7 protein-coding genes are annotated in these 13,849 nt (G+C 71.8%); 5 read left to right on the forward strand and 2 right to left on the reverse strand.

Translation table 11 applies throughout. The annotated features are described in order from the left end of the window. Positions 1–20 precede the first annotated feature (20 nt). Positions 21–1,097: a non-hydrolyzing UDP-N-acetylglucosamine 2-epimerase gene (gene wecB, locus ACGFQC_RS01960; protein WP_363088239.1), complete on the reverse strand. Its 1,077-nt coding sequence runs from the start codon at positions 1,095–1,097 to the stop codon at positions 21–23. Positions 1,098–1,440: 343 nt separating this feature from the next. Between wecB and ACGFQC_RS01965 the strand changes: the two genes are divergently transcribed. Together ACGFQC_RS01965 and ACGFQC_RS01970 are read left to right on the forward strand one after the other, a co-directional pair. Further along, the gene (locus tag ACGFQC_RS01965; protein ID WP_363088356.1) at positions 1,441–3,030 is read left to right on the forward strand and encodes a glycosyltransferase family 4 protein; all 1,590 of its coding nucleotides are present in this window, start codon (positions 1,441–1,443) and stop codon (positions 3,028–3,030) included. A 135-nt stretch (positions 3,031–3,165) separates the two neighbouring features. Continuing rightward, the gene (locus tag ACGFQC_RS01970; RefSeq protein ID WP_363088238.1) at positions 3,166–5,307 is read left to right on the forward strand and encodes a glycosyltransferase; all 2,142 of its coding nucleotides are present in this window, start codon (positions 3,166–3,168) and stop codon (positions 5,305–5,307) included. Between the two features lie 87 nt (positions 5,308–5,394). Here the strand turns inward: ACGFQC_RS01970 and ACGFQC_RS01975 are convergent, their stop codons facing one another. After that, entirely contained in the window at positions 5,395–5,997 is a 603-nt protein-coding gene (locus ACGFQC_RS01975) for an acyltransferase (protein ID WP_363088237.1), read from the reverse strand. Between the two features lie 878 nt (positions 5,998–6,875). On the opposite strand from ACGFQC_RS01975, the gene ACGFQC_RS01980 reads away from it, so the two are divergent. The 3 genes from ACGFQC_RS01980 to ACGFQC_RS01990 all read left to right on the forward strand — a co-directional run bounded on the left by ACGFQC_RS01980 (position 6,876) and on the right by ACGFQC_RS01990 (position 13,767). Continuing rightward, on the forward strand, positions 6,876–8,363 hold the full coding sequence (locus ACGFQC_RS01980) for a VCBS repeat-containing protein (protein WP_363088236.1): 1,488 nt from the start codon (positions 6,876–6,878) through the stop codon (positions 8,361–8,363). A 56-nt stretch (positions 8,364–8,419) separates the two neighbouring features. Then, the gene (locus tag ACGFQC_RS01985) at positions 8,420–10,012 is read left to right on the forward strand and encodes a VCBS repeat-containing protein (protein ID WP_363088235.1); all 1,593 of its coding nucleotides are present in this window, start codon (positions 8,420–8,422) and stop codon (positions 10,010–10,012) included. Between the two features lie 74 nt (positions 10,013–10,086). After that, positions 10,087–13,767 carry a LamG domain-containing protein gene (locus ACGFQC_RS01990; RefSeq protein ID WP_363088234.1) on the forward strand — a complete coding sequence of 1,227 codons (3,681 nt, stop codon included), beginning with the start codon at positions 10,087–10,089 and terminating at the stop codon, positions 13,765–13,767. Positions 13,768–13,849 lie beyond the last annotated feature (82 nt).

The raw sequence follows: 13,849 nt of genomic DNA on the forward strand, positions 1-13,849 counted from the left end.
TGACGGGACGGGCGGCCGGATCAGCTCTCGACGATCGCCCGCACGGCGCGCACCGCGGCGTTCCCGTCACCGTACGGCGTGCCGCGCTCGGTGTCGGGAGCGGGGCGGGTGGCCAACTGCGTGAAGTCCGGCGTCTCGTGAGGGTTCGGCACGAGCACGTTCCAGCCGCCCTCGAGGGTCTCGACCCACTCGGTCTCCGGACGGATGGTGGTGCAGGCGCGCTCCAGCAGGAACGCCTCCTTCTGCAGACCGCCCGAGTCGGTGACGACACCGGCGGAGCCGAGGACCGCGCCCACGAGACCGGCGTAGGGGAGCGGACGGCCGACGTGCACCGAGCCCTGGTCCAGCTTCAGGCCGTGCTCCTCGGCGCGGGCCACCAGACGCGGGTGCGCCAGCAGTGCCACCGGCACGGGCAGCGCGGCCAGCGAGCCGATGATGGCGGCGAGGCGCTCGGGGTCGTCGGTGTTGTCCGGCCGGTGCAGCGTCGCCACCAGGTACGGGGCGTCGGCGTCGATGCCCTCGGGCAGCGCCGGGCGCGGGTGCTCACCGGCGAGCACGGCGTCGCGGATGCGCAGGCAGACGTCCACCATGACGTCGCCGACGAGCGTGGAACGCTGGGCCAGGCCCTCGTTCGCGAGGTGGCGCATGGCCTCCTCGGTCGGGGCGAGCAGCAGGTCGGCGGCGTGGTCGGTGAGGACGCGGTTGTGCTCCTCGGGCATCCGCCGGTTGAAGGAGCGCAGTCCGGCCTCCAGGTGGGCGACGCGGTAGTGCAGCTTCACCGCCGAGAGCGCGCCGGCGACCGTCGAGTTGGTGTCGCCGTACACCAGCACCCAGTCGGGCTTCTCCGTCTCCAGTACCTTGTCCATCGCGGCGAGCACCGCGCCCGTCTGGGCGCCGTGGCCGCCCGAGCCGACACCCAGGTGGACGTCGGGGTCCGGGATGCCCAGGCCGGAGAAGAAGACATCGGACAGGTCCGCGTCGTAGTGCTGGCCGGTGTGCACGATGACGTGCTCGTGGGGCGTCTCGGCGAAAGCGGCCGCGATGGGGGCGAGCTTGACCAGCTGAGGGCGGGCCCCCACGACACTGATGACCTTCACGTGTACTGCTCCTGCCGAATAAGCGACTGACGACCGAACCCCGATCATACGGGCGTGTCGGCGATTGACGGCGCGTGCCCGGGGGCGGTAGCGGGCCAGGCGGAGGGGTGCGGCTCACTGACGGTATGCTTTGATGCGGGCCGGGTTATGTGGCCGTGCCGTCTGCGCGCAAGTGCGATGCACGAGACGCCCGCTTCGAACGGAACTGGTGTGCGAGCTCGATCCTCCGTGCGGGCTCCTGCAACGTGCCAGAAGCTTCAGATCACGAAAGGCACACGTATATATGGAGCTCGACAGCGCTGACGGGCAGCGCCGGCCCAAGGGATCCCGAGGCCGAATCGTGATGCTCGTGGACAACGGGGTCAGGAACGACTCCCGCGTCCAGAAGTCGGCCCGGTCCGCCGCGGAAGCGGGATGGGACGTGATCCTCTTCGGCATCTCGAACACCCGTGAGATCCAGTCCTGGAACATCGGCGACGCCGAGGTCCGGCTGGTACCGAAGCCGAGCCCGCTGTCGCACCGCAGGCAGGAGCTGAAGGGACTGCGCTACCGCAGCCCGCTCGCCTACCGCTCGTCCGACGTCGCCTCGTTCCGCAGGCAGCAGGTGAAGGCCTGGCGCGCCGACCTCCGCTTCCGCGCGGCCGCGGCCAAGGCCGACGGACCCGGCAAGCCGAGCGCCGGCGGTTCGCCCGCCCGGCTGGTGGTGCCGAAGGCCGCCGCCAAGGCCACCAGCAAGTGGGTGGGGCTGCGTTCCCGGGCCACGCGCCGCGCCAAGCGCAAGCGCACGAAGTTCGACACGCCGCTCGACAAGGCGATCATCAAGTTCTGGCAGGTCTCCATGGGCGAGCGCGCCTGGCGCAAGCTCCTGCCCTACCTGTGGGACTACGAACTCGCCTTCGCCAAGCACATCGACGAGCTCCAGCCCGACCTGATCCACGCGCACGACTTCCGCATGCTCGGCGTCGGCGCCCGTGCCGCCGTCCGGCTCCGTGCCGCCGGACACCCGGTCAAGCTGGTGTGGGACGCGCACGAGTTCGTCCCCGGCCTGCACTCCCACCACGAGCGCTGGCTCCCGGGCCACGTGGCCTGGGAGAAGGAGCACGCGGTGTTCTCCGACGCCGTGATCACCGTCTCCCCCTCGCTCGCCGAGCTGCTGGTCAAGGGCCACAAGCTCAAGGAGACGCCGTACGTCGTCCTCAACGCCCCGGTCATGCAGCCGGCGCCGGACGAGGTGGCCGACGTCGAGCCCACGCCGAACCTGCGCGAGCTGTGCGGGATCGACGAGGACACCCCGCTGCTGGCCTACTGCGGCGGCATCAACCCGGTGCGTGGCGTCGAGACCATGATCGAGGGTCTCGTCGAGATGCCCGACGTGCACGTCGCGCTGGTCTCGCTGCCGCCCTCGGGCAAGCCGTTCCCCGCCACCGCCAAGATCATCCAACTGATCGAGGAACTGGGCGTCGGCGACCGTGTGCACGTCCTGCCGTTCGTGCCGCACTGGCAGGTGCCCGGGTTCCTGTCCACGGCGGACGCGGCGGTCAGCCCGCTGCACCACCTGCCGAACCACGAACTGGCCCTGAGCAACAAGTTCTTCGAGTACTCCCAGGCCCGGCTCCCGCTGGTGGTCAGCGACATCAAGACCATGGCCGAGATGGTCGAGAGGACCGGCCAGGGCGAGGTCTTCAAGGCCCAGGACGTCGAGGACTACGTCCGCGCCGTCAGGGCCGTGCTCGCCAACCCGGACCGCTACCGCAAGGCCTACGAGGACCCGGAGCTGCTGCGCAAGTGGACCTGGGAGGCGCAGGCCGTCGTCCTGGACGAGATCTACAGCCGGCTGCTGCCCGGCACCGAGGCGCCGGCGGCGTCGAAGGACCGGCGCCGGCCGGCCCCGACGACGGAGCCGGAGGGCTCCGGGCACGAGAGCACCGTCTGACGGGACGGCTGTGACCGGCCCGTCGGCCCGGTGAGGAGCGTCGGTGGGGCCCGCCCCCCGAACCTCCTCACCGGGCCGACGGGCCCACGGCACATCCCCGGAACGGAACGCAGAACAGGTGGAGGACCTCCTCGCATGACCCATGTACTCCTGATCGCCGGCACGGCGCCGACGCTCTCGATGCTCAAAGCCGCCGTCGACCAGTTCCGGGCTGCGGGAGCGACCGTGCACCTCGCCGGACTCTTCGAACGGGAAGCGGTGGACGGCGTCCTCGACGCGGCCGACGTGTGCTCCCTGACCGAGGTGACCGCCGAGCGGGGCAACGCGTTCGTCAAGCGCATCGCCAAGCTCCCGCCGTCCCGCAGGACCTGGGCGGGCGCGGAACGCAGCCGGTGGGTGCGCGGCCACGCGCGCAGGGCGCAGGTCCTCGTCGCCCTGGACGCCAACGCCGTCTACACCGTCTGGCGGCTCGCCGAGCGCAACCGGCGGGCCGACGCGGTCTTCGGCGTCGCCCCCGGTCTGCGCGCCCTGCAAGCACGCGGCGAGCACCGGATGGCCTACGCGCTGCGTGACGCCGTGCGCACCGTCCCCTCCCCGACGGTGACGCTGCGCACGACGAAGCGCTCCGTGCGGCACGGAGCCGGGGCGGTGCTGCGCCGGGCCTCGTCGCCCGCGGTGATGCGCACCTCGATCGGCGCCAAGGCCTGGCGCACCGCGGTCGTCGCCCCGAAGGTGCCCGACGGCGTGCGCGCCAAGCTGGCCCGCCGCGTGAGCCTGAGCATGGCGAAGGGCGGCCGCAGGACCGGCGCGACGATCGTGCTGAACCAGGCCGCCGACCGGATCGCCAACCGCAAGCTCAGCGCCGCTCTGCTCGCCGACGCCGCGCGTGCCGACCTGGCCCGCGGCCACGACGACCCCCGGGTCAGGGCCAAGGCCATCGAGGCCGCGCTGAGCCTGGCCGACCAGCGGTTCAAGAAGAAGGACTTCTCGGCGGCGGCAGACCAGCTCTCCACCGCCTTCTCCCTCGCCTTCAACCGGGGCCTGCACTTCGACGGCACGTCCTCGCCGATGGCGAAGGACCCGGAGGGCTACCTCGCGGTCTTCCGCAGGAGCGTCGCCTTCAAGGCGTTGTCCGCGCCGCGCGGGCGGGCCCTGCCCGCCGCCCCCGCGCCGACCGGCCGCCCGCTGCGGCTGCTGGTCACGACGTACGCGAACCCCAGCTTCCTGCGGGCGATCCGGGAGCGCTACGAGCATCACCCCGAGGTCGAGATCCGCTACCTCGACGTCAACGAGGACGACGCGATCCGCCCGTTGGCCAAGGGCCTCAAGCGGATCACGGAGCACGCGCTGGGCGGCCAGCCCGCGTTCCACGACAAGGTCGAGGAAGTCCTGCGGCCCCATCTCGACTGGGCGGACACCGTCTTCGTCGACTGGTGCACCAACGCGGCGGGCCTCTTCACGGTCGTCGACCCCGGCACCACGCGCGTCATCGTCCGGCTGCACAGCTACGAGGTGTTCGCCTGGTGGCCGCACGTCGTGGACTTCACCCGGGTGGACGACCTGATCCTGGTCAGCGACCACCTGCGCGAGCTGACGGAGAAGGTGCTGCCGCAGCTGGCGGGGCCCGACACGGCCACGCCGCGCGTGATCGCCAACGCGATGGACCTGGCGCCGTTCCAGCGGGAGAAGGCCGACGCGGACGTCCGCTTCGTGCTCGGGCTGGTCGGCGTCAGCGCGGTGGCCAAGGACCCGCGCTGGACGCTCCAGGTGCTGCGGCTGCTGCGCGAGAAGGACGAGCGCTACCGCCTGGTGATCATCGGTGAGGGCCTCAACCGCAAGGCGAGCGCCGCGGTCCGGGCCTACGACGACCTGCTGGAGCCGGAGTTGCGGGAGCTGGAGGCGGTCGGCGCCGTGCACCGGGTGGGACAGACGGACGACGTGCCGGCGGCACTCACCGGCGTCGGCGTCATCCTCAGCAGCTCGGTCCGCGAGAGCTTCCACTGCGGTCTGGTCGAGGGCGTGGTCAGCGGGGCGCTCCCGGTGGTCCGCGACTGGCCGTTCTTCGCGTCGCTGGAGAGCGGACCGCGGACGCTGTTCCCGGCCGACTGGGTCGTCTCGACGCCGGAGGAGGCCGCGCAGCGGATCCTGGCGCTGACCCAGACCGAGGAGAACTGGCGCGCCGCCACCGAGCCCGCCGCCAAGCACGCGCTGGCCACGTGGGACTGGTCCGTGGTGGGCCTGGAGTTCGACCGGCTGCTGCTGGGGGAGAAGGCGTAACCCCGGCAGAACCCCGGCAAAGGAGAACGAAGGAGAGGGGGACCGGCCGCCGTGCGGCCGGTCCCCCTCTCCTTCGCCTCGGTGCTGTCAGACGGCCCGCTCGACGAGGACGCCGTCCTTGTCGTCGTACAGTTCGCCGGTCTGCGGGCACTCCCAGACGCCGTTCTCCCCGGCGCGCTCGACCAGCCGGACGCCGGCCCGGCCGACCCAGCCGACCTGGCGGGCGGGCACGCCGACGACCAGCGCGAAGTCCGGCACGTCCTTGGTGACGACGGCACCGGCGGCGACCATGGACCAGCGGCCGATGCTGATCGGCGCGACGCAGACGGAGCGCGCCCCGATCGACGCGCCGTCGGCGATCTTGACGCCGACGGCCTCCCAGTCGCCGCCCCGCTTCTGCTTGCCCTCGGGGTCCACGGAACGGGGGTTGTGGTCATTGGTGAGGACCACGGCGGGGCCGATGAAGACACCGTCGCCGAGCTCGGCCGGCTCGTACACCAGCGCGTAGTTCTGCAGCTTGCAGTTGTCGCCCATGCGCACACCTGTGCCGACGTAGGCGCCGCGGCCGATCACACAGCCCTCGCCGAGGCGAGCACCCTCGCGGACCTGTGCCAGGTCCCAGACGCTGCTGCCGGCGCCGATCTCGGCGGTGTCGTCGACCTGGGCGCTGGGCTGGACCCTGTAGTTCACTTCGTCTTCTCGCTTCCGGGGTGGCTGTTACGCCCGGTGAGCATACGCGGCGTGCGCGGGTGCAGGTGGTGGAGAGGGGGCACATCGCGCAGTGGATCGAGCCTCCCGCGGCTGCCGCCGCTTCGCTGCCGATCCTGATCGGGTGCCCGGTGCGTTGGGCGAAAAACCGATCTTGCACTGTGGGCGGCGGGTGGCTAGGAGCGCTCGGTGAACGGCTGGGCAAGAGTAGTGCCGAGGCGGTGTCCCCTGGGAGCAAGAGGAGGATGCGGGCCGGGAAGTGCCGTATTCCGCTGAGCAAATCCGGTTGCGAACAGTTCCGTCCCATGGTGACGGTGTCCGCCGGGGAACCGGGGAAGGTGGCTCCACTGGCCTGGCGAAGCGCCTGCGGCTCGAATTCGCACGTCGTTTTTCCGCCATTCGTTGCGCGGTCGCCTTCGGCGGCCGACGCCGTCCCGGTTGTGGTGGGGGACGGTTCGGTGCTCGGCCGCGGGGGTCGTCCCTGGTTGGAGCGGAGTGTGATTCCACTGTGCGTAACGGCAATTGGGGTACAGGCGTGCGGGACGGGACGATCGGCCGCGTGCCGGATGCGCTCCGTGGTGAGTGGACGGCTGATCGTATGCGCGCATGTCGGACTTGCGTGTCCGGGCGCGGGGAGGCGGGGAGGGGGATGTGGCGGGCCTGTGTGCGGTCGCGGGAGCACTTGTGTGCCTTCTGTGATTCATGTCATGCCCACGGAGTTGGTGGCGGGTATTGCACCTGCACTTCACGCAAAGCGATGATCCCTCGACTTCTTTTAGTTCCTCTTTATCTACGGGGCGTCTGTGTCAAGGGTGGGGAAAGTGTGGCGGCGGAGCTCTGTCGCCGTAGTCGCAGGAGCGTTGCTGGCGTTCGGGGTGGGAACCGGGGGCACGCCGGCCGTGGCCGCCGTCGCGTGTCCCTCGGGGGTCGAGTCCGACTTCAACGGGGACGGCCTCCGGGACACGGCGATCGCCGATCCGGAGGCGACCGACGCCGGCGTGCCGAAGGCAGGCGCGGTGCACATCGTCTACGGCGGCGGCAAGGGCACGCTGACGCTGACGCAGACGCTCGACAACGTCCCCGGCGTGCCCGAGGCCGGTGACCAGTACGGCTACGCGTTGGCCGTCTACGACGCAGACCTCGACGGCTGCAGCGATCTCGCGGTCGGCTCGCCGTACGAGGACATCGGCACGGCGGCCGACTCCGGTTCCGTGCACGTGATCTACGGCTCCACCAGTGGGCTCAACGGCGGCACCAAGGCCGTCAAGGAGTTCTACCAGGGCACCGACAAGCCGCTGGGCGGCGGTGCCGAGGCCGACGACTGGGTCGGTTACGCGGTCGCCGCCGGAAAGACCTCGGCCGGCCAGCCGTACCTGCTGATCGGCTCCCCGGGCGAGTCCATCGGCACCATCGAGGACGCCGGCGGCTTCTACTACGTCAGCGGCACCGCGCAGACGGCCACCCTGACCCACCAGGACACCGAGACCGGCGGTGCCGTGGCGGGCTCGGCGGAGCAGGACGACCGTTTCGGAACCACCCTGGCCGCGACCCCGACGCACTTCGCGGTCGGCACCCCGGGCGAGGCCCTCGGCACCGTGACCTTCGCCGGCGGGGTGGGCCTGTTCACCCACACCCTCACCTCCGGCTACCCGAAGCCGACCGGTGGACTGGGACAGGACCAGGACGCCATCGGCGGGAGCGAGGAGATCGGCGACCAGTTCGGCGCCGCGCTCGCGATGGTCCCCTACCGGGCGTCCGGTGCCACCTCCACCACCGAGTCCCTGCTCGCGGTCGGTGTTCCGGGCGAGGACCTGTCCACCACCGTCGACGCGGGCGCGGTCCAGGTCTTCCGTCTGACGGCGAGCGGTGCCTACTCCGAGACGATGTGGATCGACCAGAACTCCGCCGACGTGGACCAGGAGTCCGAGGCCGGCGACTTCTTCGGCAAGCGGCTCGCCGCCGTCAACACCTCGCCGAACGCCACCTCCACGGCCACCACCACCCGCCTCGCCATCGGCGTGCCGGGTGAGGAGTCGTCCGAGGAACACCCGGAGAAGGGCGGCGTCCAGATCGTCCCGCTGGTCGGCGCGCCCGGCGCCTCCGACCAGTGGATCGACCCCGGCTACGGCATTCCGGGCACCCCCGCCCCGCGTCAGCTCGCCGGCCTCTCGCTGGCCGCCACCCCCTCGCTGCTCCACGTCGGCATGCCCTACGGGCCCGTCGAGGCCCGCGCGGTCCACGGCTTCCCGTGGAACGTGGCCTCCGGCGGTGCGCCGACGGTGACGATCAAGCCCGGCGAAGGCGGAGTTCCGGCCGACGGCGTCGCCTTCGGCGCGACCGTCCGCTGACGGGGGCTCCGGACGTGGCTCCGGAGATACGACAAGAGCTATGGGGGAGTACACCCATGTCCACTGACAGACATGCGGGGGCACGGCAGCGTGCCCTGCCCGACGGCGCGCGTCCGCCGGGAACGAACACCCGCCGCCGGCGGGGCACCGCCGCCGCGGTGGTGGTGGCACTCATGAGCCTGGGGCTCGCGGCCGGCGGCACCCCTGCCGCGGCAGCGGGCACCTGCGCGGGCGCCCAGTCCGACTTCAACGGCGACGGCATACGCGACACGGCCGTCGCTGACCCCGACGCCACCGTGGCGGGTCAGGCGCGGGCAGGCCTGGTCCACGTGGTGCTCGGCGGCGGCAAGGGCGTCGTCGAGATCTCCCAGGACACGCCGAACGTGGCCGACGGCCCCGAGGCCGGAGACCGCTTCGGCTTCTCCCTGGCGGTGTACGACGCCAACAAGGACGGCTGCTCCGACCTCGCCGTCGGCATCCCGTACGAGGACGTCGGCACCGTCAAGGACGCGGGATACGTCCAGGTGGTCTACGGCTCGACCACCGCGGTCGGCTCGGAGTTCAACAGCAGGGGCTTCGTCCAGGGCGAGACCCAGCCGCTGGGCGGCGGCCCCGAGACCGAGGACTGGCTCGGCTACGCGGTCGCGGCGGGCACCTCGCCGACCGGCTTCCCGTTCCTGGTCATCGGCGTGCCGGGCGAGGACGGCGCGGCCGGCGCGGACATCGGCCTGTTCGGCTACGTCTACGGAACCGACTACCAGGCGGCCTCCGTGGGGCAGAACACCACCGGCGTGTGGGAGGACGCCGAGCCCTACGACCGCTTCGGCGCCTCGATCACCGCCACGGACCGGCACTTCGTGGTCGGCGCCCCCGGTGAGAGCATCGGCACCGTCGCCTTCGCCGGCGGCGTCGCGGCCTTCCGGCCGTCGATCAACGCCGACGGCATCCCCGAGCCGCTCTTCGGCATGGGACAGGGGCGCACCCCGGGCCCGGACGCCGCCGCCCAGACGGACGACCGCTACGGCAGCGCACTCGCCATGGCTCCCTACAGGCCCTCGGGCGCGGCCACCACCACCGACGCGGTGCTCGCCGTCGGTGTGCCCGGCGAGGATCTCGGCACCACCGTCGACGCCGGGGCGGTGCACGTCTACCACCTCAAGGCGGACGGCACGGTCGCCCTCCTCAACTGGATCGACCAGAACACCGACGGGGTCGAGGGCGACGCGGAGGCCGGCGACTTCTTCGGCCAGCGGGTCACCGCGGTCAACACCACGACCAACGTGGTGAGTACGGCGGCCACGATGCGGCTCGCCGTGGGCGTGCCCGGTGAGGAGTCGACGGAGGACGCCCCGGAGGCCGGCGGCGTCCAGATCCTGCCGGCGATCGGGGCGCCCGGCGCCTCGGACGCATGGCTGGAGCCCGGCGCCGGCATCCCCTCGGGACCGGCGGCCCGCACCTACGCGGGCATCAGCCTCGGCGCCGGCCCGTCGCTGCTGTACGTGGGCGTCCCCTACGGCCCGGCCGACGGACGCGCCGTGCACGGCTACCCGTGGAACGCCACCACGGGCAGTGCGCCGACGCAGACCTGGAAGCCCGGAGAGGGCGGCATCCCCGCGGGCGGTACCGCGTTCGGGGCGACCGTCCGGTGACCGCCCCCCGACCGAGCGATGCGGCTGACGGCCGCGCTGATCAGACAGACATGAACCGACGGGAGAGTGGACGCGTGTCCGCAGGAAGACCCAGACCGATACGGCGCGGCCTCGCGCTGCGCGCCGCCGTCGCGGCGGCCGTCACCGGCGCCGTGGTGGCCGGCACCGCGGCGCTCCCGAACGGCGGCGGACCGGACCGGGGCCCCGCCCCCGTCTCGGCAGACCAGCCGCTGGTCACCGAGCAGCAGGCCATGGCCTCCGCGAAGGAGAGCGGCAAGCGGGCCGAGGTCGTCGGGATGCGCACCGAGCGCAGGGAGATCTTCGCCGAGCCCGACGGCACCTTCACCGCCCGCGAGTACACCGAGCCCGTCCGCACCGTCCAGGGCGGCAAGTGGGTCTCCGTCGACCCCACGCTCGTCAGGCACGCCGACGGCACCTGGGGCCCGAAGGCCGCCACCGTCGACCTGGCCTTCTCCGCCGGGCAGCCGGGCAAGCCCTTCGTCACGATGCGCCGCGCGGGCCGCGAGTTCGCCCTGACCTGGCCGTACGGCAAGCTGCCCGCGCCCAGCGTCGACGGCGACACCGCCACCTACGCCGAGGTGCTGCCCGGCGTCGACCTGGCCGTACGGGCGGAGGCGGACGGCTTCGGCCACCTGATCGTCGTCAAGACGCCCGAGGCCGCGGCCGACGCCCGGCTGGCCCGGCTCGACCTCGGCATGACCACCGACGGCCTGAAGGTCGCGGAGGACGCCACCGGCGCCATCCTCGCGGAGGACGCCGTCGTCGGCGGCACCGTCTTCCAGGCCGGGAAGCCGGCCATGTGGGACTCGGCGGCCGTCAAGGAGAGCGCGGCGCGCAAGCAGGGCCCGAAGGCGGTCGCCAAGGCGCTGAAGTCGGCGGCGGCGGGCGCGGAGGCGGCCGCTTCGGCGGCCTCCTCCACCGCTGCCACCGCTGCCGCGGCTCCCACCGCCGCCCCCGGCCCGCAGGCCGCCCCGGAGCCCGCCCTCGAAGGCCCCGGCGGCGGCGGCCGCGTGGCCCCGCTGGGCGTCGAGGTCGGCAAGGACAAGCTCAGCCTCGTCCCGGACCAGAAGCTCCTCAAGGGCGAGGACACCGTCTTCCCCGTGGTCATCGACCCGATCCAGCGCACCACCTCGCGCACCTCCTGGACCGGCGTCATGTCCGGCATGCCCGGCGAGCAGGACTGGAAGTACTCGGGCAGCGCGGGCGTCGGCAAGTGCCCCACCGACTACAACCCGGTCTCCTGCAACGGGGTCGGCACCCGGCGCGTCATGTTCACGATGCCGCTGTCCTTCTACAAGGGGAAGCAGATCCTGGGCGCGACCTTCTCCGCCCGCGTCGAGCACATCTACAGCGCCTCCCCGACCGCCGAACCCATCCAGCTCTACCGGATCGGCGGCGCCAACTACAGCCTCACCTCGTCGAGCAGCTGGTCCAACACCTCGGACGACTGGGACGACTACCTCCAGACCGTCGACAAGGCGATCTCCCCGACCTCCTGCTCCAGCCAGGCCAACCTGCACTTCGAGAGCGGTGCGACCGGCGAGCTGACCACCGAGGTCAAGACGGCCGCCGCGGGCGGCTGGAACGCGATGACGCTGGGCCTGCGCGCGGCCGACGAGTCCCGCTTCGCGGAGTGGAAGCGGATCTGCGGCAACGCCTACCTGTCGATCAAGTACAACAACCTGCCCCGGCAGATCAAGACCTCGGACATGTCCTCGGACCCGGGCGGGGTGTGCAAGTGGGGCACGAGCCGTCCCACCACCGACGTGCCGCCGAAGCTCCAGGCCATCGCGAGCGACCCCGACCACGGCAACGGCCAGACCGACAAGGTGAAGGTCCAGTTCAAGGTGGAGTGGGGCGGGACCACCCCCGGCTCCTACACGTACACCACCCCGGACTGGCTCTCCCCGACGACCGGCACCAAGTTCGTGCACACCGTCAAGTCGACGATCCCGCAGAACACCCCCATCTACTGGAGCGCGCGGGCCTACGACGGTGACGGCTACGGCCCGTGGAGCTCGGAGGGCGACACCCCGCAGCGCTGCGAGTTCACCTACGACAGGACCTGGCCCGGCAAGCCGCTCGTGCTGTCCAAGCAGTACCCGTCCGACACCGTCTACCACGACGGCGTGGGCACCTACGGCACCTTCACCTTCTCGCCGAACCCGAACGACTCCATCCCGGACAACGACGTCGTCAAGTACCAGTACTCCTTCAACGGCGCGGCGATGACCACCCTCACCCCGGCCTCGCCGGGCGGATCGGTCTCCCTCCAGTGGATGCCGACCCGGTCCGGACGCCAGGTGCTGGAAGTGGTCGCCATCGACAAGGCGGCGCACGCCAGCAGCACGCCGTACGACTTCCTGGTGAGCGAGGGCAAGCCGGTCGTCGCCCAGTGGAACCTGGCCGACCAGGCCGGTGACACCGAGGCGCACGACGAGGGCGGCGAGTTCTCGGCGACCGCCGGCACCGCCGTCGCCTTCGGCGCGGACGGTCCCGGCGGCAAGGTCGACAAGGCGGCCCGCTTCGACGGCAGCGCCGAGTCCTACCTCGACGCCGGCGAGACGGTGCTGGACACCGCCAAGAGCTTCAGCGTCAGCGCCTGGGTGCGGCCCACCGCCCTGGACAAGGACATGACGGTCGTCAGCCAGGACGGCACCGGCGAGCCCGGCTTCACCCTCGGCTACGACGCCACCGCGAAGACCTGGAAGTTCTCCGTCCCGGTCAACGACGTGGACTCGCTCGGCGAGTGGAAGGCCGTCTCCACCGGCATCACCGTGGTCAAGGACCAGTGGGTCCTGCTCACCGGCGTGTACGACGCGCAGAAGAGCGGCGGCCCGCAGCTCCAGCTCTACATCAACAAGGACCTGAAGGGATCGGCCACCCGGCGCTCCACCTGGAAGTCGTACGGCCCGCTGCAGATCGGCCGTTCGACGGCCAAGAGCGGCTACCGCGACCACTTCACCGGTGACCTCGCCGAGATCCGCGTCTTCGACCGTGTCCTGCCGGCGGCCCAGGTCGCCGAGCTGATGACGATCATGCCGGTGCGCAAGGCCTACTGGCAGCTGGACGAGGCCACCAACGGCTCGGTGACCGAGACCGGCGGCGGCCAGGCGCTGACCCTCGCGGGCAACGCCTCCGTCTACCGCCCGGCCGACCCGCTGTTCGACACCGCCGCCCTGGTCGGCGACGGCAACCTCGTCCTGGACGGCGACGGCGACTACGCGTCCACCGCCACCGCCCCGGTCACCGGCGCCGGCAGCTTCACCGTGACCGCCCGCGCCCAGCTCACCTCGCTGGACCCGGAGAAGTCGCAGACGGTGCTGTCCCTGCCGGGCACCAACGCCAACCGCGTCCAGGTCCGCTACCAGGCGGCGACCGGCCAGTGGGAGCTGGCGGTGGCGAAGACGGACACGGCCACGGCCGAGATCGTCACCTTCACCGACGACCAGCAGCTGGCGGACACGGGTGGCTCCGGCCAGCACCTGGCCGTCGTGTACGACGCCTTCGCCAACTCGATCCGCCTGTACGTCGAGGGCCAGCTCGTCGCCGGCGCCTACGGCACGGACAACACCCTGTGGTCCGCCACCGGCGGTCTGCAGGTGGGCCGTTCACTGCGCGGGGCGAGCGAGTACTTCGCGGGCGCCATCGACGAGGTGCGCGTCTACAGCGGAGCCGCCGATGTGATCGCGGTGCAGCAGATGAGCCTTCTGGCGGCCGTGCCGGACATGTGACGGCACGTTGTTTCCCAGGTGTGCCGGGCCCCCCGAGGCCCGGCACACCTGTCCTGCGCACCTTTTCCCTCTCCCGTTCCTA

The organism is Streptomyces sp. NPDC048734 (assembly GCF_043198675.1).
GTDB lineage: Bacteria > Actinomycetota > Actinomycetes > Streptomycetales > Streptomycetaceae > Streptomyces.